Source organism: Gemmatimonadota bacterium (assembly GCA_041390105.1).
GTDB lineage: Bacteria > Gemmatimonadota > Gemmatimonadetes > Longimicrobiales > Gaopeijiaceae > JAGQIF01.
Genome location: JAWKQO010000002.1, coordinates 1 through 17,937, shown reverse-complemented (window position 1 = coordinate 17,937; position 17,937 = coordinate 1). Strand labels below are relative to the sequence as shown.

Annotated in this window: 16 protein-coding genes; 12 read left to right on the top strand and 4 right to left on the bottom strand. The window is 68.1% G+C overall.

All coding sequences use genetic code 11. The features are described 5' to 3' along the window. Positions 1-35 precede the first annotated feature (35 nt). From R3E10_09500 to R3E10_09445, 12 genes are all read left to right on the top strand, one after another. Positions 36-278, top strand: a complete 243-nt coding sequence (locus tag R3E10_09500; GenBank protein ID MEZ4415981.1) for a hypothetical protein — start codon at positions 36-38, stop codon at positions 276-278. Next, the gene (locus R3E10_09495) at positions 275-1,123 is read left to right on the top strand and encodes an exonuclease domain-containing protein (GenBank protein ID MEZ4415980.1); all 849 of its coding nucleotides are present in this window, start codon (positions 275-277) and stop codon (positions 1,121-1,123) included. Before R3E10_09500 ends, R3E10_09495 begins: the two co-directional genes overlap by 4 nt. Next, the gene (locus R3E10_09490; GenBank protein MEZ4415979.1) at positions 1,120-2,127 is read left to right on the top strand and encodes a M20/M25/M40 family metallo-hydrolase; all 1,008 of its coding nucleotides are present in this window, start codon (positions 1,120-1,122) and stop codon (positions 2,125-2,127) included. The genes R3E10_09495 and R3E10_09490 overlap by 4 nt, the downstream gene beginning before the upstream one ends. Next, on the top strand, positions 2,124-3,194 hold the full coding sequence (gene asd, locus R3E10_09485; protein ID MEZ4415978.1) for an aspartate-semialdehyde dehydrogenase: 1,071 nt from the start codon (positions 2,124-2,126) through the stop codon (positions 3,192-3,194). The genes R3E10_09490 and asd overlap by 4 nt, the downstream gene beginning before the upstream one ends. Beyond that, on the top strand, positions 3,191-4,588 hold the full coding sequence (locus R3E10_09480; GenBank protein ID MEZ4415977.1) for an aspartate kinase: 1,398 nt from the start codon (positions 3,191-3,193) through the stop codon (positions 4,586-4,588). Before asd ends, R3E10_09480 begins: the two co-directional genes overlap by 4 nt. Further along, positions 4,585-5,358: a 4-hydroxy-tetrahydrodipicolinate reductase gene (dapB, locus tag R3E10_09475; GenBank protein MEZ4415976.1), complete on the top strand. Its 774-nt coding sequence runs from the start codon at positions 4,585-4,587 to the stop codon at positions 5,356-5,358. The genes R3E10_09480 and dapB overlap by 4 nt, the downstream gene beginning before the upstream one ends. Next, positions 5,351-6,250, top strand: coding sequence for a 4-hydroxy-tetrahydrodipicolinate synthase (gene dapA, locus R3E10_09470; protein ID MEZ4415975.1), 900 nt, complete (start codon positions 5,351-5,353; stop codon positions 6,248-6,250). The genes dapB and dapA overlap by 8 nt, the downstream gene beginning before the upstream one ends. 74 nt (positions 6,251-6,324) lie before the next feature. Further along, a complete protein-coding gene (locus R3E10_09465) occupies positions 6,325-7,107 on the top strand; it encodes a 2,3,4,5-tetrahydropyridine-2,6-dicarboxylate N-succinyltransferase (GenBank protein ID MEZ4415974.1) in 783 nt (260 codons plus the stop codon). 177 nt (positions 7,108-7,284) lie between these two features. Continuing rightward, positions 7,285-8,409: a calcium/proton exchanger gene (cax, locus tag R3E10_09460; GenBank protein ID MEZ4415973.1), complete on the top strand. Its 1,125-nt coding sequence runs from the start codon at positions 7,285-7,287 to the stop codon at positions 8,407-8,409. A 70-nt stretch (positions 8,410-8,479) separates the two neighbouring features. After that, positions 8,480-9,634: a serine hydrolase domain-containing protein gene (locus R3E10_09455; protein ID MEZ4415972.1), complete on the top strand. Its 1,155-nt coding sequence runs from the start codon at positions 8,480-8,482 to the stop codon at positions 9,632-9,634. A gap of 124 nt (positions 9,635-9,758) precedes the next feature. After that, positions 9,759-10,151, top strand: a complete 393-nt coding sequence (locus R3E10_09450) for a hypothetical protein (protein MEZ4415971.1) — start codon at positions 9,759-9,761, stop codon at positions 10,149-10,151. 72 nt (positions 10,152-10,223) lie between these two features. Beyond that, complete coding sequence (locus R3E10_09445) at positions 10,224-10,706, top strand: hypothetical protein (GenBank protein ID MEZ4415970.1); 483 nt, start codon at positions 10,224-10,226, stop codon at positions 10,704-10,706. A gap of 99 nt (positions 10,707-10,805) precedes the next feature. Here R3E10_09445 and R3E10_09440 read toward each other — a convergent pair whose 3' ends face one another. The 4 genes from R3E10_09440 to R3E10_09425 all read right to left on the bottom strand — a co-directional run. Beyond that, the gene (locus tag R3E10_09440) at positions 10,806-12,086 is read right to left on the bottom strand and encodes a RagB/SusD family nutrient uptake outer membrane protein (protein MEZ4415969.1); all 1,281 of its coding nucleotides are present in this window, start codon (positions 12,084-12,086) and stop codon (positions 10,806-10,808) included. Positions 12,087-12,108: 22 nt separating this feature from the next. Then, positions 12,109-15,159 (bottom strand): SusC/RagA family TonB-linked outer membrane protein, encoded by a 3,051-nt coding sequence (locus R3E10_09435; GenBank protein MEZ4415968.1) that lies wholly within the window; start codon positions 15,157-15,159, stop codon positions 12,109-12,111. Positions 15,160-15,365: 206 nt separating this feature from the next. Beyond that, positions 15,366-16,736 (bottom strand): RagB/SusD family nutrient uptake outer membrane protein, encoded by a 1,371-nt coding sequence (locus R3E10_09430; GenBank protein MEZ4415967.1) that lies wholly within the window; start codon positions 16,734-16,736, stop codon positions 15,366-15,368. A 16-nt stretch (positions 16,737-16,752) separates the two neighbouring features. Further along, positions 16,753-17,937: TonB-dependent receptor (locus R3E10_09425; protein MEZ4415966.1), on the bottom strand; the 1,185-nt coding region annotated here is incomplete at its 5' end.

The following is a 17,937-nucleotide window of genomic DNA, read 5'->3' as shown; positions in this document are numbered from 1 at the left end:
CCGCCGGACTTCGAGCTCCCAACGATCGACCCGCCATGCAGATGCAGATCGTCTCCCTCGTGGGAGCGCTCCTGATCCTGTCCGCGTACGTGGCCAACCAGCGCGGCTGGCTCGGTCCCCGGCACCGGGCCTACAGCCTCGTCAACCTGATCGGCGCCCTCCTGCTCGGATGGGTCGCAATCGTCGACAACCGCTGGGGCTTCATCATCCTGGAAGGCGTCTGGGCACTGGTCTCCATCCCACCTCTGATCCGGCCGCCGACAGGCCCGCTCCGATGAGCGCGCACGCGCTGCACGAAGCGCTGGGGGCGGGCCTCGATCGTCCCGTCGCCTTCCTGGACCTGGAGACCACGGGACTTTCGCTCAAGAACGATCGGATCGTGGAGTTGGCGGTGCTCATCATCCATCCGGAGGGGTGGATCGAGGAACGGGAGCGCCGCTTCAACCCGGAGATGCCGATCCCGCCGGAAGCGAGCCGGGTGCACGGCATCACCGACGCCGATGTGGCGGATGAAGCGCCCTTTCGGGCGCGGGCCCGTAGCCTGGCCGACCTGCTCGAGCCCTGTGACCTGGCCGGGTTCAACATCCGGCGCTTCGACCTGCCGATGCTGATCAACGAGTTCCGCCGAGCCGGCGTGGTCTTCGACGTGCGCGGCCGTCGCCTGATCGACGTGCAGCTGATCTTCCACAAAGAAGAGCCCCGCGACCTCACGGCCGCCGCTCAGTTCTACCTGGACCGCACGCCCACGGACGCGCACACGGCCCTGGCGGACATTCGTACCTCCGCCGAAGTGTTCGCCGCGCAGCTGCAGCGCTACCGACACCTCCCGCGCGACCTGGCCGGGCTCCACCGCTACTGCGACGAGATCTCCCCCTTCGAGACGGAGTTCGACCGCTGGTTCGAGCGGGACGAGGAGAACCTGTTGGTCTTCAAGCGTGGAAAGCACCGCGGCAAGCGGCTCCGCGACGTCGCGGCGCAGGAGACCGACTACCTGCACTGGATGCTGGGTGCCGAGGACATGGATCCGGAGGTGCTGGCGGCCGTCGAGCGCGCGCTGAGCAGCCCTGCCCCGGACCCCAACCAGCAACCCCTCCCCCTGCCCGACGGCGGCCAAGCACCATGAGCGAACGCGCACTGTTCGATCTGACACGGCGCCTCATCGACACTCCCTCCGTGACCGGCGACGAGGAAGCCGTAGGAAGCCTGATCGCGGCCGAGCTGTCGGCGCGGCGGTTCCATCCTCGCTTTCAGAGCGTCGACGATCACAGGCGCAACGTCTACGTGCTGGAACCGCAGACGCGGGTGGTCTTCTGTACCCATATGGACACGGTGGCCCCCTACATCCCGAGTTCCGAGGACGACACCTGGATCCACGGCCGAGGCGCGTGCGACGCCAAGGGCATCCTGGCCGCCATGGTGGTGGCTGCGCAGCGACTGCACGAGCGGGGGCATACAGACGTGGGCCTCCTGTTCCTGGTCGGGGAGGAGACGGACAGCCAGGGGGCGCGGGTCGCCAACACGCTGGACAACGAGGTCGCCTACGTCGTGGTGGGAGAGCCCACCCAGGGAACGCTGGCGAGCGGACACAAGGGTGTGCTGGCACTGGAGATCACGGTGCAGGGACGGGCCGCCCATTCGGCGTACCCCCATCTTGGAGACTCCGCCATCCACCGCCTGCTCGACCTGCTGGATCGCCTGCGAACTCTGGACTGGGGCTCCGACCCGGTCTTGGGAGAGGCCACCCTGAACGTGGGCACCATACAGGGCGGCGTGGCGATGAACGTGGTCGCACCCTCGGCCCGCGCCACCGTCGCCATCCGACTCGTCGGGTCCGCGTCGGATGCGTTGGACCGTCTGCACGAGGCCTTGGGCGACGATCCAGCCGTCCAGACCCGGATCGTTTCCCGGAGCGACGCGGTACGTTGTCATACGGTCGAGGGATTCCCGAGCGAGCCGGTCGCATTCGGAAGCGACCTGTTCTATCTCGACCGCTGGGGCCGACCGCTGTTGATCGGTCCTGGATCGATTCACGTTGCACACACCGACGGTGAGCGGATCGCCAAGCGCGATCTACTGGACGCCGTCGACATCTACGTCCGACTGGCGGAAAGGCTGCTGGCATCATGACCTCCCCCAAGAAGCGGGTGGCCATCCTGGGCGCGACCGGCAACGTCGGGCAGCGCCTCATCGAGCATCTGGCGGGGCACGCCTGGTTCGAGGTCGTTCGCGTGTGCGCCTCGGAGCGCTCCGCTGGGCGCAGCTACCGGGAGGCGTGCGATTGGCGCTTGCCCAGCCCGCTACCGGAAGCGGTGGCCCGACTCGAGGTCGCCGACATGACTCCCGATCCGTCGATCGATCTGGCGTTCTCGGCGCTGGATGCCGCCGTCGCCGACACGGTGGAGCCGGCCTGGGCCCAGGCGGGGGTGGCGGTCTTCTCCAACGCGCGCAGCTACCGCATGGCCCCCGACGTTCCGCTGGTCATCACCGAGGTGAACGCGGATCATCTGGAGCTGCTTCCCGCCCAGCGGCGGGCCCGCGGCTTTCCGGGCCACGGATGCATCGTCACCAACGCCAACTGTTCGGCCACCTTCCTGACCATGGCCCTGGCCCCTCTGCACCAGCGCTTCGGAGTGACCAAGGTCATGGTGGCGACGCTGCAAGCGGTATCGGGCGCCGGGTACAAGGGGGTCTCCTCGATGGAGATCCTCGGCAATGTGATCCCCTTCATCGGCGGCGAGGAGGAGAAGCTCGAGTCGGAGACGCAGAAGATGCTGGGACGATTGGTGGACGGCACTGTCGAGCCAGCGCCGATGCGCGTGTCGGCCCAGACGCACCGCGTACCCGTTCTGGACGGCCACACCGAAGCCGTCTCTTTCGAGCTCGCGGCCGACCCCGGCATCGACGAGGTGCGGGCGGCGTTGCGCGAGTTCCGCGCGCTCCCCCAGGAGCTGCGCTTGCCATCGGCACCGGAGCGGCCCCTGGTCCTGCTCGACGAGCGGGACAGACCCCAGCCCATGCTGGACCTCGCTACCGAGCGCTCCATGGCCACCGTGATCGGGCGCCTGCGCCCCTGTCCGGTGCTCCACTACAAGATGGTCGCCCTCGGTCACAACACGATCCGCGGAGCCGGGCCCGGCTCCGTGCTCAACGCGGAGCTGATGACGGCTCGCGGCCTGCTCGGCGCACGCCCGTGATCGTCCTGAAGTTCGGCGGCACGTCCGTCCAGGACGCCGCCGCCACCCTGCGCGTGGTCGACATCGTGCGCGGTGCTACCGCCCGCCAGCCTCTAGTGGTGGTCTCGGCCATCGCCAGGGCCACGGCCACGCTGGTCGCGGTGGGCGAGACCGCGGCGCGCGGGGAGATCCATGAAGCCCGCGCCGAGGTGGCCGCGTTGATGGATCGACACCGCGCGGTGGTGACCGACCTGAAGGTGGGTCCCGAGGAGGCACTGATCCTGGCGCGCATCGACGCGTTCGAAACCGAGATCCTCCGGCTGCTGGGGGGCGTGGACGTGCTGCGCGAGTGCACGCCCCGCACCCGGGACCACCTGGCTACGTTCGGCGAGCGCATGTCCTCCCATCTGCTGTGCGAGGCTCTGCGCGCGCACGGCGTGGACGCCGTGCTGCTCAACGCCTTCGAGATCGTGATCACGGATTCCCGTTTCGGGCGCGCCCGCCCCGACCTGGGCGAGATGCGACGCCGCACGCTGCACACGGTGGCTCCCGTGCTCGCCAGCGGTCGCGTTCCGGTGCTGCAGGGGTACATCGGGGCCACTGCCGAGGGGGTTCCCACGACCATGGGGTTCGAGGCCTCCGACTTCACGGCCACGTTGGTGGGCGCGATGCTGGGGGCGGAGGAGGTGCAGATCTGGACCGATGTCTCCGGAATGCTCACGGCCGACAACCGGGTGGTTCCGGAGGCCCGGACGCTACCCGCCCTCTCCTTCGCGGAGGCTGAGGAGTTGGCGCACCTGGGCGCGCGCGTCATCCATCCCGACGCCGTACGACCCGCCTCCGACCGCGGCATTCCCGTCCGCATCCTCAACTCGCGCGCGCCGGATTCAGGCAACACACTCTTGAGCGAAGACGAGTCGCCCGCCGGCGCGGACGCCGTGCGCTCGGTGGCGCTACTCCGCGGAATCACCAGCCTGCGCGTGCGCCCCGCGCACGGCACCTTCACGCACGACGGTTTCGCCCGCTGGGTGCTGGACGTGCTGGCCCGGAACGACGCCTCCCTGGAGTTGGCTACCTTGAGCGAACGCAGCGTGGCGCTGGCGCTGACCACAGCCACGCTGAATCCCCGAGCGCTGGCTGAGCTCGAGGAGGGCGCACGCCTGGAGCGCGAGGATCGCTGCGCGCTGGTTTCGGTCGCGGGTGCCGGGCTTGAGAACGCACCCGACATCGCGCCGCGCGCGTTGGCGGCACTCGGCGGGATGCGCATCCACATGATCGCGCAAGGCAGCTCGCCCTTGAGCCTCTCCGTCGTGGTGGACGAGGCGGATGCGGAGCGATCGGTGCGCGCGCTCCATCGGGCGTTCCTCGAAGGTGGCGACTCCCGACCCACGCACCCCGGAGAGGGAACGGAATGAAGATCGGTCTCTTGGGATACGGCCGCATGGGCCGCATGGTGGAGCAGGCTGCCCAGGCCCGGGGGCACTTGGTGGTGCTGCGCGTGGACCCCCAGGGTGAGGATGGCGCCGTGGGGGCGGCCACCGCCCCGACCGACCTGACGGCTCGCCTCCGCGCGGAGGCACCCGACGTGCTGATCGACTTCACCACGGCGGACGCCGTGCTCCCCAACCTGGATGCCGCCCTGGCCGCGCAGGTCCCCCTGGTGGTGGGCACCACCGGCTGGTCGGACCACCTGGAAGAGGCGCGTACCCGCGTACAGAAGGCCGGCGGGGCTTTGCTCCACGGTTCCAACTTCTCGATCGGGGCCAACCTGTTCGCTCGGATCGTCCGGAACGCGGGCCGGCTGTTCGACCGCTTCGCCGACTACGATCCCTACGTGCTGGAGTACCACCACCGACTCAAGGTCGACGCGCCGAGCGGCACCGCGGAGACCTTGGCGAGGAGTCTGCTGGAGACGCTCGGTCGCAAGCGGAGATTGCAGGTGGGCAACCCGGAGGGGCGCATCGCCGAGGATGCCCTCCAGGTGAGCAGCGTGCGGGCAGGCCACGCCTTCGGACTCCACGAGGTGGGCTTCGACGGAGAGGTGGACCGCATCACACTCATGCACGAAGCCAAGAGCCGCATGGGCTTCGCCCAGGGGGCCGTCTTCGCCGCCGAGTGGATCCAGGGACGCAGCGGAGTGTTTTCGATCGAGGATGCCTTGTTCGGAGAGAGTGACGATGCCTGACGCCTTCCGTGGGACCCATACCGCGTTGATCACGCCGTTCTCACCGGACGGCACCGTCAACGAGCCCGAGCTGCGCGCCCTGGTCCGCAGGCAGGTGGACGGCGGAGTGAGCGGGATCGTGGCCTGCGGCACCACTGGCGAAGGCGCCACTCTGACCCGTGCCGAACAACTCCGGGTCATCGAGATCGTCATCGAGGAGGCCGAGGGGCGGGTAGCGGTGACGGCCGGCGCCGGTGGCAACGCCACGCAGGACGTGGTGGAGTTCGTACGCCGTCTGGAACGATTGAAGCCGGACGCGGTGCTGAGTGTGGTCCCCTACTACAACAAGCCCACACCGCGTGGGATGCTGGCGCACTTTCGGGCGGTGGCCGACGCATCTCCCGCGCCTCTCATGCTCTACAACGTGCCGGGGCGCACCGCGCGCAACATGCCGGCCGAGGTGACACTGGAGCTCGCCGAGCACGCCAACATCCGCTCCGTGAAGGAGGCCTCCGGTGATCTCGAGCAGGTGAGTCGCATCCTAAAAGACGCACCCAAGGGTTTCACCGTCCTTTCCGGAGACGACTCCATGACGCTGCCCATGATGGCGCTGGGCGCCCTGGGTGTGGTGTCGGTCGTGTCCAATCTGGACCCGGATCGGATGAGCCGTCTGGTCGGCGCGGTGCGCTCCGCCCAGTACGACGAGGCCCGCCGCCTCCATCACGAGCTGTCGGGACTGATGGCGCTGTGTTTCGTGGAGTCCAACCCGATTCCGGTGAAGGCCGCCGCGTCCATGCTGGGGCTCTGCGAAGCCCGCTATCGCCTTCCTCTGGTTCCGCTGGAGGAGAAGAACCGACCTGCGCTGGAGGCAGAGCTCAGGCGCGTCGGGCTCCTGTCCGGAGTGGCCCCATGACGGCGACGTCGCTGACCACCTGGAGCGTCGAGCAGCTGGCCGAGCGCATCCGCGCACTGGCGGCCCTGCCGACCATGGATCTCCCGGAAGACGCGGAAGACATCTTCACGGAGCTTCGCAACCGGCTGACCCGCGGTGAAGTGCGCTCGGCCTCACCGGGGCCCGCCGGATGGACCGTGAACACCTGGGTCAAGCAAGGCATCCTGTTGGGCTTCCGGCTGGGCCGCATGCACGACTACTCGGCGGCGGGCTTCCCTTTCTTCGACAAGCACACCTATCCGGTGCGGCCGCTCGCGGCCGGAGACGGCGTACGCATCGTACCCGGCGGGTCCTCCGTGCGCACTGGCGCCTACGTGGCCCCCGGGGTGGTCTGCATGCCCCCCATGTACATCAATGTGGGCGCCTATGTGGATGAGGGGACCATGGTGGACTCGCACGCCCTGGTGGGCTCCTGCGCCCAGATCGGCAAGCGTGTGCACCTGTCGGCCGCGGCCCAGATCGGTGGCGTTCTGGAGCCCGTCGGAGCCATGCCCGTCATCATCGAGGACGACGTGCTGGTGGGCGGCAACTGTGGAGTCTATGAAGGCGCGATCGTGGAGCGGCGGGCCGTGCTGGCACCCGGGACCATCCTGACCCGGGCCACGCGCGTCTACGACCTCGTGCACGGGCGCGTGATCGCGGCCAGCGAGAGTGCTCCGCTGCGGATCCCGGAGGGAGCGGTGGTGGTGCCAGGAAGCCGCCCCGCCCGCGGCGACTTCGCCGGGGAGCAGGGCGTGCAGCTCTACGTGCCGGTGATCGTGAAATACCGTGACGCCGACACGGATGCGGCGGTGGCGCTGGAGGACGCGCTGCGGTAGCAGGCCCCACCAACCGACCGCGCGAGGCGACGTGGACCGGCGAGCGACTCCCTTCCAGTGGCTCCGCTGAACGCGTTCGTCTCCCTGGCGCGCGCTAGCGATTCGCGCTACAACTCGCGCAGTCACTGAGACCTGTCCGGCGACGAGCGCCGGACGGGCTTACAACCTCGGCGGCACATGCGGCGTTTCTTGTCTGAATACGGCCTTTCGCTGTTGCTGCTCTTCGTGCCGATCGGGCTCTGGCTGGAGCACGGCGCACACGCGGCAGCACCGTGGGTGTTTCTCGCCTCCGCCCTGGCCATCGTCCCACTGGCCGGCTGGATGGGTCGCGCCACCGAGCATCTGGCGGAACGGTTGGGCGCCGGCCTGGGGGCGCTGCTCAACGCGACGTTCGGCAACGCCGCCGAGCTGATCATCGCAATCATCGCCTTGCGCGCTGGTCTGTACGATCTGGTGAAGGCCTCCATCACCGGCTCGATCATCGGCAACATCCTGCTGGTCTTCGGGCTGGCCGCCTTCCTCGGTGGGTTCAAACGAGCCCGCCAGCAGTTCAACCGCACGGCCGCGGCCAACGGCGCCACGCTCTTGCTTCTCAGTGCCGTCGGACTGGTCATCCCGGCGGTCTTCCACCTCGTGGTGGGCGAAGGGTTCGCGGCCTCGGAGCGTGGTCTGAGTCTGGACATCTCCGTGGTGCTGATGGTGACGTACGTGGCCAGCTTGCTGTTCACGCTCAAGACCCACTCCCACCTGTACCTGGGGATCCGAGCGCAGAGCGGACCTCCGGAGCCGGCCGAGGGACGAAGCGACTCCCCCGGACCCGAGCACGCACATCATCCGTGGCCGGCGTGGGTGGCCGTGGTGGTGCTCGTGGTCGCTGCGGCGTTGGTCGGCGTCATGAGCGAGCTGTTGGTGGGAGCCACCGAAGAGGCGGCGCACGCCTTCGGCATGAGCGAGGTCTTCGTGGGTGTCATTCTGGTCGCGTTGGTCGGGAATGCCGCCGAGCACTCCACCGCAGTGCTGATGGCGATGAAGAACAAGATGGACCTGGCCATCAACATTGCTGTGGGTTCCTCCATCCAGGTGGCCCTCTTCGTGGCACCCCTCCTGGTGTTTCTGAGCTACGTCATCGGTCCTCAGCCCATGGACCTGCTCTTCACCACCTTCGAGGTCGTCGCGGTGGCGATCTCGGTGCTGGTGATGGCGCAGATCTCGCAGGACGGTGAGTCCCATTGGATGGAGGGCTTGCAGCTTCTCGCCGTCTATCTGGTGATCGGCATCGCGTTCTTCTTTCTGCCGGGCTGAGCGCGACGCGCTCGGTCGGGCAAGCGCCTGCACCGCTTTCCGCCCTTCGCTGCGCGTGCCACCTTCGGGCATGAACACACATCCGCTGCACCCAGCGACCGGGCCGCGCACCCCCCGTGCGCCGGCCGCTCTGCTCTCCCTGTTGCTGCTCGTGGCCGCGCCGGGCACGCCCTCCCTGACCGCTCAGGAAGTGGCCTGGGCCCCTGCGCCGGGGCGTTGGAACGGGGCCGTTTCCGATGCCCGCCCCTGGCTGGCCCGGCACGCCGACAGCACGGGAGCACCGGGCCTGTCCGTAGCCGTGGCCGTGGACGGTGAGGTGGTGTGGGAGGAGGGCTTCGGGTTCGCGGACCTGGAGAACCGCGTACCTGCGTGGCCCGAAAGCAAGTTCAGGGTGGCCTCGATCTCGAAGGCCATGACCTCCATTGCGGTCGGCCTCCTGGTGGAGCGTGGTCAGTTGGATCTGGACGCGCCCGTGCAACGCTACGTCCCGAGCTTTCCGGACAAGGGAGCGGTCATCACCACCCGGCAGTTGGGCGGTCACCTCGCCGGGATCCGTCACTATCGAGGCGACGAATTCGCCAGCGCCGTCCACTACGACGACGTGGTCGCGGCCCTCGCGGTCTTCCAGGACGACCCGCTCCTCTCGCCACCCGGTGAACGCTACAGCTACTCCACGTACGGTTGGAACCTCATCAGCGCGGTGGTGCAGAGCACCGCGGGCCGACCCTTCCTGGACTTCATGCGGGAAGAGATCATCGAGCCCCTCAACCTGCGCTCCACGGTCGCGGAGCATCCGGACTCGATCCTGTTCCACCGCGCACGCTTCTACCTCAGGGGCGACGACGGCCGACTGGTCAATGCGCCCTACGTGGACAACAGCGTCAAGTGGGCAGGCGGCGGCTATCTCTCCACGGCCTCCGACCTGGTGCGGCTGGCCTCCGCACTGATGGACGGGGACATTCTCAGACCGGAGACCGTAGACCTGCTGTTCAGGCCCCAACGTACCACGGCCGGAGAATCCACCGGATACGGGATCGGCTGGTTCACACGGGAGATCGAGGGCCGGCGCTACGTCTTCCACACAGGAGGCGCCATGGGAGGAAGCACGGTGCTGCTGATGGACCCGGAGCACCGGGTCGCCGTGGCCATCCTGGCCAACCTCGATTCCATCGGCCATACCGAGACCGCGGCGCGCGTGGCCGCCCGCTTTGCGCGAGCTCGATGAAGAGCCTCCGATCCCCCGTCGTGGATGGCCCCGGATCTGGAGGGCGGGGGGCGGCTGGCGCTAGCTTCCACCGTCCGTCGGTCACCTCCGCTTCGTTCGCCTCCGCTTCCTACCAGGTGTAGCCATGTTCTTTGCCGCACACTCCGGGATCCGGTATCTGGCCCTTGCTCTTGGGGTCGCTAGCGTGGTGTACGCTCTGTTCGGCGTCCTGACGCGTCGCCCCTACGACAAAGGCATGCGGATCCTGGCCACCGCCTTTGCGGGAACGCTCCACCTGCAGGTCCTGTTGGGGTTCGCCGTCCTCTTCAGCGGTCGGTTCTATACCGGGGTCTTCCTCCATTTCCTGGTGATGGCCTTGGCCGCCGTCGTGGCCCAGCTTCCCCCTTCGGTGATGCGCCGCCGTCCGCCCGCCGAGCGTTCGTTCGTTCCTCATCTGGTGGGGGGCCTCATTGCGCTGGCGCTGCTGGTGGGGGGGATCCTGGCCCTCGGCCGCGGGGTCTTTCAAAGCACGGTCTGAAGGACCAACGGCACAGTTCCAGAACCCCCTGCTCCGACCCGTCCGAGTCCGGACATGCTCCCAGGAGGATCGATGCACTCTCGCCCCGTTCGCTGGACGGCCCTGGCACTCACGCTCGTGTACGCCGGCTGCTATACCTACCGCCCGGTGGAACTGACGGACCTGGCCCCTCGAGCCGAGGTGCGGGCCCGCATCTCCGCCGCCGAGGCCGAGCGCCTGGCGGAGGTGCTGGGCGGGAACGAGCGCAGGGAGCTGGACGGGACAGTGGTCGAGACCGGAGCAACCGGGCTGACGTTGGACGTCCCTGTGGTTTCCTCCGTCGAGCGACGGGGTGAAGCCCTCAATCAGCGCGTGTCCCTCACGCCCAACCAGGTGCTGGAGGTCGAGCTGAAGGAGCTCAACCGAACCCGCACGGGCACGGTGGTCGCGCTGATCCTGGGAACGGGTCTGGCCGTGTTCATCGCGCAACTGCACGGAGGACCGGGCGAAGGACCACCCCCGCCCGGTGGAGAGGTGGACATGCGGATCCCGCTGCGAATCCCGATCCCCTGGTAGGGCTCCGCCCCACGACACCCGCTCCATCCAAATAGAGAAACGCCCGGGCCGGCCTGAGCCGACCCGGGCGTGTTCACACCCAGCGGGTGGAGGCTGGACTCAGCCGCCCACGCCCACGTTGGTGTTGGTCTGCTGCTCCCCCAACGAGATCGGGAAGCAGTAGTCACGCTGCAGCAGGTGCGACCCGGACGAGATGTCTCCCGAGACCTGCTCGAGCGGATCGAGGTCCGCCTCGGTCAGGCCCGCGTCGTGCCAGCGGCGGAGCGCCGCCAGGCGCCGTCCCTCCAGCCACATCTCGATGGCATTCTCGCGCTTGAGGAAGCCCCAGGCCTCCGCCACCGAGCCCGCCGTCTCAGCCGGCATGCCGGCCGCGGTGCGCAGTCCGTTGATCCTGTCCATCGCGCCGGAGAAGTTGCCATCCATCAGCAGCTTCTCGGCTTCGATCAACCGCATCTCCGCACCGGACGACAGCTCGATGGCCGCGGCCCCGTCCTTGAACTTCTGCTGCGGATAGAACTCGGTCGAGCCGCAGCACTCCGTGGCCGCATCGCCCTTCTGCCCGGGCTGGTAGGTGTAGGCCACGCGCGGATCACCGCTCGGGTTCTTGGCGGACAGTCCGTAGTCCTCCACCCAGGTGCTCCACTGCGAGTGCGCCCGGTAGGGGTTCCCCGCCATGGCCCGGAAGATCCGGTTCTGCTGGTCGTCCCCGAACCCGGCGTAGTAGGGCATTTTGTACGAGAACCCATCCGCCACCTGCGCGGCGTCCGCCACCGCACCGGCCCAGTCGCCCTTTTGCGCCCGCACCGACGCACGGCCCGCCACGGCCGCCGTGGCCACGGCCCCGCTGCCGGCCGAAGCCGCCGCGGTGAACGCCGCTTCGGCGCGATCCAGGAACACGGTGCTCGCCTGCGGGGCGCTGCCATCGATGGTGGCCCGGCACATGTTCTCGCCCAGCAGCCGGTTCGCATACCCGACCCACAGGTTGGCCTGTGCCCGCAGCCCGGGCTCGGCTTCCCCGTTCTCGTCGATGATGCGGATCGCCTCCTCGGCCAACCAGCGCGCACGCTGCGCTTCGCTCCAGTGCGTGTTCAAATCGGGGTCGTCCGAGGACAGCTCCCCGTTCTGCCACTGCTGTGAGATCCCGAAGCTCCCCGTCGAACCCGACGGGTGGATCTCACGCGCCACCGCTGCACTGGTATAGGAGATCCAGTTCAGGCCGTGCGCCAAGGCGCGACCCGCTCCCGCCACAACCGCGGGCTGTGCGTCCGGATCGGCCAGGAACTCCTGCTGCACCGGACCGGGGTTGGTCACATCGAAGTTGCAGGCCCAGCTGGCGGCCACGACCGCCAGCGCCAGGCCCACCTTCATCGTCTTCTTCATCGAAGTCATGATCTCAGCCCTCTCAGAAGGAGACACGGAGTGACATGGTATAGACGGCCGGCGCCGGGATGTGCTCCAGCAGCGAGCGTACCTGCTCGTCGAACCCGCCGTTGTTGCCCATCTCCGGATCCAACGTGCCCCACTCACTGTTCACCCAACGCCAGAGGTTGCGGCCCGAGAACGTCAGCGTGGCGCTGCTCGCGCCCGCCACCAACAGCCGCTCCGGCACCGGCATCGACAGCGTCACCTCGCGGATCTTGAAGAAGTCCGCCTTGTGGATCGTGTAGTCCGAGCGGAACGGTGCGCCGAAGCACATCGCCTTGAGCTCGGCCGGGACCGCGGCGCGGCCCTGGGTCTCGTCGATCCGGTAGGCCTCGAAGCAACCGGGCCAACGCACCGAACGGCTGATCGCCGCCGCGGCCGCGTTGTTCTGGATGTAGTGCCCGCCCTGGTACTCGCCGCGCATGGTCAACGATAGGCCGGCCGGCAGGCTGAACGACGTGTTGCCGTTGATCGTCAGCGTCGGCTGGTTGGGCCCGTAGTTGCACTCGTCGTCGACGATCGGATCGGCCGCCTGGCCCGCATTGGCGATACAGCGGGCCTGGATCACCGGGATGGGCTGACCCTCGACCACCCATCCGAAGCCACCCAGCGAGAAGCTCGGCACCTCGGATGGCAGCACGGCGACCTCGGAGTCGTTCGTGTAGACGGAGCCGCCGATGTCCCACCCGAACGACTCGCCCTGGATCGCCGCCACGTTGAACCCGAACTCGTGACCGCGGTTCTTCAGCTCGCCCACGTTCTCGAGCTGCGAGCCCAGGAAGCCCAACGACGGCACCTGCCGCACGTTGAACAGCGCGTCCGTCGTATGCTGGTTGTAGTAGGTGTATTCCAGCGACAGCCGGCTGTCCCACAGCGACGCGTCGAAGCCGAACTCCAACTCGGCGGTCCGCTCGGGGCCCAGCTCCGAGTTGCCCACGTTGCGCGTGAAGAACGCGGGGTCACCACCCCAACCGACCGGGTCGTAGGTCCGCACCGCGTCGAACGCGCCCGGCGCGCGACCCGACTGACCCCAGGCCGCACGCAGCTTCAGCTGTCCGTAGCTGTCGTTCCAGAAGTCCTCGTCTGAGACCACCCAGGACGCCGACACCTTCGGATAGGCCTGCAGCCCCAGGTCCTGACCGAACGCGCTGTTCCCGTCCACCCTCAGACCCGCCGTCAGGAAGTAGCGGTTCTTGAAGTCGAACAGGTTCTGCACGAAGAAGCCTGCGTTCACCACACGGATCCGGTTCTCGAATCCGAGCGTCGTGCCGCCGGCATCGACCGTCGGCTCACCGGGGCCAGGGAAGTTCTCCCCGTACGCCTGCGTCGAGTTCCGTTCTGTCGTCACGCTCTGACCGCCCCAGCTGAAGCTGGAGCGCACGTCTTCGCTCAGGCGGAAGTCCAATGACCCGACGTAGTCGAACGTCAGGTTCGAGAACTCGAAGCGCCCGTCGTTCAGCACACCCGCCGGCTGCAGCGGGAACCCGAACGGACGCAGGTTGCGGTTGTCCTGCTGCGCCAGGTCGTAGCCCACCGTCAACCGGTTCGTGAACCCCGTCCGCGGCGTGTACGTCGCCGTCATCCCCGTGATCAGGTGCTTCAGATCCGTCGTGATGTCGAAAGCAGGACTACCGTCCGCGTTCCGCACCACGGCGTCGATGTCGCTGAAGACCTCGGAGCGCGCATAGTTGCGGTCACGGCGGAACGCGTTCAGGGTCAGGCCCTGCGCGTTGTTGCCGGCCGGCGTGTTCTGCAGGTCGTCACGCGTGAACGACGTGTTCCACTGCAGCTGCAGGTCCTCCACAGGGTTGAACGTGAAGTTCCCCCGGATCACGTACTTGTTCTGCTCGTCCAGCGGCAGCACGCCCTCGTTGTTGTCGAACGACCCCGACACGAAGTAGCGCAGCGACTCGCTGCCGCCCGCCACCGACAACGAATACCGCTGCTGCCACGCGCCCCAGTCGCTGAACAACCCGCTGTCGCACGGCTGGCCCGGCTCCAACGTGCTCAGGTCACAGCTCGGAAGGTTCCCCTTCAGCCACGGGTCGATGTACATGAACTCCGGCGTCGCACCCGACGCCAACATCCCGTTGCCGTCCACTCCCACTTCGCTCGGCGGCAACCCGTTGCTCAGGTCAGGCCCGAACGCCCAGTTCCGCGCAAACCCCTGATCGATCTGCGCCGTCCACTGCGCGCGGCCCGTGTGGCCCCGCTTCGTGAAGATCTGGATCACGCCCGCTGCCGCTTCCGTCCCGTACAGCGTCGTCGCTGCTGCACCCTTGATCACCTCGATCCGCTCGATGTCGCTCGGCGAGATGTCGTTGAGCGGGCTCGCGATGTCGTTGTTGCTCCGCAGCGTCGAGCCCGCCGCCGGTACGTTGCGCGCGTACCCGTCGCTCCGCACCCGCACCCCGTCCACGTACAGGATCGGCTGGTTCGACATCGCCACCGATACATTCCCACGCAGGCGGATCGCGCTACCACCGCCGATATTGCCGGTGCTCGGCGTCACCGTCGCGCCGGTGATCCGGCCCTGCAGGAGGTTCTCCACCGTCTGCGACGGCTGCTTCACCTCCGTCAGGTCCACCTGCGCCACCGAGTTCCCGACCTCGCGCCGACGGGCGGCTCCCGCCGTCCCCGTCACCACGATCTCGTCCAACCCCAGTGGCTCCAGCGCCAGCGCGAAGTCCTCCGTCAAGGACTGGCCCGCGCCCACCGTCACCTGGCGGTCGATCGTCGTGAAGCCGATCCGCTCCACGCGCAGCGTGTGCGTGCCCGCGGGCACGTTCAGGATGATGTAGCGTCCGTTGGCGGACGTCAGTGTGCCGAGGCCCGTTCCCACCAGGAATACCTGTGTGGAGGCCATCGGCGCTTGGGTCGTGGCGTCGGTCACTCGCCCCGTGATCGTTCCGGTCGCCTGCGCAGTCGCGCTGCCGGCTCCACCGAGAATCAGGGAAGAAGCGACCCCGAACGCCAGGAGGCCCCGGGCCACGGCCCGAGCCCCCCGTTGTGCGAACACGGGGACGATCATGGCGTCTCCTCGTCCAAGAAGTACGAAGATGGCGCCCGAAGCGCGGTCGATGCCCTGATGGCAGGACGCCGGCTTTCACTCCGGACACACCTGTCCCCGGGACCCCCCCGGGGGCAGGGGGAAACGGGTCACTGTAGACTCGGTGTGACGGGCCTGTCAAACCCGCGGGATCGGGAAAGCCTTCTATGTGGTTGTCATGGAGACACTTAATTCGTCCCGACCAGCAAAACGCCCGGGCCGGCCTGAGCCGACCCGGGCGTTTTCACACCCAGCGGGTGGAGGCTGGACTCAGCCGCCCACGCCCACGTTGGTGTTGGTCTGCTGCTCCGACACCGAGATCGGGAAGCAGTAGTCGCGCTGCAGCAGGTGCGACCCGGAGGAGACCGCCCCGAGACCTGCTCGAGCGGATCGAGGTCCGCCTCGGTCAGGCCCGCGTCGTGCCAGCGGCGGAGCGCCGCCAGGCGCCGCCCCTCCAGCCACATCTCGATGGCATGCTCGCGCTTGAGGAAGCCCCAGGCCTCCGCCACCGAGGCGGCCGTCTCGGCCGGCATGCCGGCCGCGGTGCGCAGCGCGTTGATCCTGTCCATCGCGCCGGAGAAGTTGCCATCCATCAGCAGCTTCTCGGCTTCGATCAACCGCATCTCCGCACCGGACGACAGCTCGATGGCCGCGGCCCCGTCCTTGAACTTCTGCTGCGGATAGAACTCGGTCGAGCCGCAGCACTCCGTGGCCGCATCGCCCTTCTGCCCGGGCTGATAGGTATACGGCACGCGTGGGTCACCGTTCGGGTTCTTGGCGGACAGTCCGTAGTCCTCCACCCAGGTATTCCACTCCGAGTGCGCCCGGTAGGGGTTCCCCGCCATGGCCCGGAAGATCCGGTTCTGCTGGTCGTCCCCGAACCCGGCGTAGTAGGGCATTTTGTACGAGAACCCATCCGCCACCTGCGCGGCGTCCGCCACCGCACCGGCCCAGTCGCCCTTCTGGGCCCGCACCGACGCACGGCCGGCCACGGCCGCCGTGGCCACGGCCCCGCTGCCGGCCGAAGCCGCCGCGGTGAACGCCGCTTCGGCGCGATCCAGGAACACGGTGCTCGCCTGCGGGGCGCTGCCATCGATGGTGGCCCGGCACATGTTCTCACCCAGCAGCCGGTTCGCATACCCGACCCACAGGTTGGCCTGTGCCTTGAGACCGGGCTCGGACTCCCCGTTCTCGTCGATGATGCGGATCGCCTCTTCACCCAGCCAGCGCGCACGCTGCGCCAGGTTCCAGTGCGTGTCGAGGTCCGGGTCGTCCGATGCCAGCTCCCCGTTCTGCCAGCGCTGCGTGATCCCGAAGCTCCCCGTCGAGCCCGACGGGTGGATCTCACGCGCCACCGCTGCGCTGGTATAGGAGATCCAGTTCAGACCATCCGACAGCGCCCGACCCGCTCCCGACACCAGTGCGGGCTGCGCGTCCGGATCGGCCAGGAACTCCTGCTGGATGGGCCCGGGGTTGGTCACATCGAAGTTGCAGGCCCAGCTGGCGGCCACGACCGCCAGCCCCAGGCCCACCTTCATCGTCTTCTTCGTCGAAGTCATGATTTCTTCAGCCCTCTCAGAAGGAAAGACGCAGGGACATGGTATAGACGGCCGGCGCCGGGATGTGCTCCAGCAGCGAGCGTACCTGCTCGTCGAACCCGCCGTTGTTGCCCATCTCCGGATCCAACGTGCCCCACTCACTGTTCACCCAACGCCAGAGGTTGCGGCCCGAGAACGTCAGCGTGGCGCTGCTCGCGCCCGCCACCAGCAGCCGTTCCGGCACCGGCATCGACAACGTCACCTCACGGATCTTGAAGAAGTCCGCCTTGTCGATCGTGTAGTCGTCCCGGAACGGGGCGCCGAAGCAGAGGGCCTTGAGCTCGGCCGGGACCGCGGCGCGGCCCTGGGTCTCGTCGATCCGGTAGGCCTCGAAGCAGCCGGGCCAACGCACCGAGCGGCTGATCGCCGCACCGGCAGCGCCATTGGCGATGTAGTGGCCGCCTTGATACTCGCCGCGCATGGTCAGCGACATGCCGGCCGGCAGGCTGAACGACGTGTTGCCGTTGATCGTCAGCGTCGGCTGGTTGGGCCCGAAGTTGCACTCGTTATCGATGATGGGATCGGCCGCCTGCCCGCGGTTGGTGACGCAGCGGGCCTGGATGACCGGGATGGGCTGACCCTCGACCACCCATCCGAAACCACCCAACGAGAAGCTCGGCACCTCGGACGGCAGCACGGCGACCTCGGAGTCGTTCGTGTAGACGGAGCCGCCGATGTCCCACCCGAACGACTCGCCCTGGATCGCCGCCACGTTGAACCCAAGCTCGTGACCGCGGTTCTTCAGCTCGCCCACGTTCTCCAGCTGCGAGCCCAGGAAGCCCAACGACGGCACCTGCCGCACGTTGAACAGCGCGTCCGTCGTGTGCTGGTTGTAGTGGGTGTACTCGATGGAGAGCCGGTTGTCCCAGAAGGACGCGTCGAAGCCGAACTCCAACTCGGCGGTCCGCTCCGGGCCCAGCTCCGAGTTCCCCACGTTGCGCGTGAAGAACGCCGGGTCACCACCCCAACCCACCGGGTCGTAGGTCCGCACCGCGTCGAACGCGCCCGGCGCACGACCCGATTGGCCCCAGGCCGCGCGCAGCTTCAACTGTCCGTAGCTGTCGTTCCAGAAGTCCTCGTCCGACACCACCCAGGACGCCGACACCTTCGGATAGGCCTGCAGCCCCAGGTCCTGACCGAACGCGCTGTTCCCGTCCACACG

Bases quoted from the DNA above. Each gene is read 5' to 3' on its own strand.
- asd (MEZ4415978.1), top strand. From the start codon at position 2,124: ATGACCTCCCCCAAGAAGCGGGTGGCCATCCTGGGCGCGACCGGCAAC.
- R3E10_09490 (MEZ4415979.1), top strand. From the start codon at position 1,120: ATGAGCGAACGCGCACTGTTCGATCTGACACGGCGCCTCATCGACACT.
- dapA (MEZ4415975.1), top strand. From the start codon at position 5,351: ATGCCTGACGCCTTCCGTGGGACCCATACCGCGTTGATCACGCCGTTC.
- R3E10_09450 (MEZ4415971.1), top strand. From the start codon at position 9,759: ATGTTCTTTGCCGCACACTCCGGGATCCGGTATCTGGCCCTTGCTCTT.
- R3E10_09445 (MEZ4415970.1), top strand. From the start codon at position 10,224: ATGCACTCTCGCCCCGTTCGCTGGACGGCCCTGGCACTCACGCTCGTG.
- R3E10_09495 (MEZ4415980.1), top strand. From the start codon at position 275: ATGAGCGCGCACGCGCTGCACGAAGCGCTGGGGGCGGGCCTCGATCGT.
- R3E10_09465 (MEZ4415974.1), top strand. From the start codon at position 6,325: ATGGATCTCCCGGAAGACGCGGAAGACATCTTCACGGAGCTTCGCAAC.
- R3E10_09430 (MEZ4415967.1), bottom strand. From the start codon at position 16,736: ATGACTTCGACGAAGAAGACGATGAAGGTGGGCCTGGGGCTGGCGGTC.
- R3E10_09455 (MEZ4415972.1), top strand. From the start codon at position 8,480: ATGAACACACATCCGCTGCACCCAGCGACCGGGCCGCGCACCCCCCGT.
- cax (MEZ4415973.1), top strand. From the start codon at position 7,285: ATGCGGCGTTTCTTGTCTGAATACGGCCTTTCGCTGTTGCTGCTCTTC.
- R3E10_09435 (MEZ4415968.1), bottom strand. From the start codon at position 15,159: ATGATCGTCCCCGTGTTCGCACAACGGGGGGCTCGGGCCGTGGCCCGG.
- R3E10_09440 (MEZ4415969.1), bottom strand. From the start codon at position 12,086: ATGAAGAAGACGATGAAGGTGGGCCTGGCGCTGGCGGTCGTGGCCGCC.
- R3E10_09500 (MEZ4415981.1), top strand. From the start codon at position 36: ATGCAGATGCAGATCGTCTCCCTCGTGGGAGCGCTCCTGATCCTGTCC.
- dapB (MEZ4415976.1), top strand. From the start codon at position 4,585: ATGAAGATCGGTCTCTTGGGATACGGCCGCATGGGCCGCATGGTGGAG.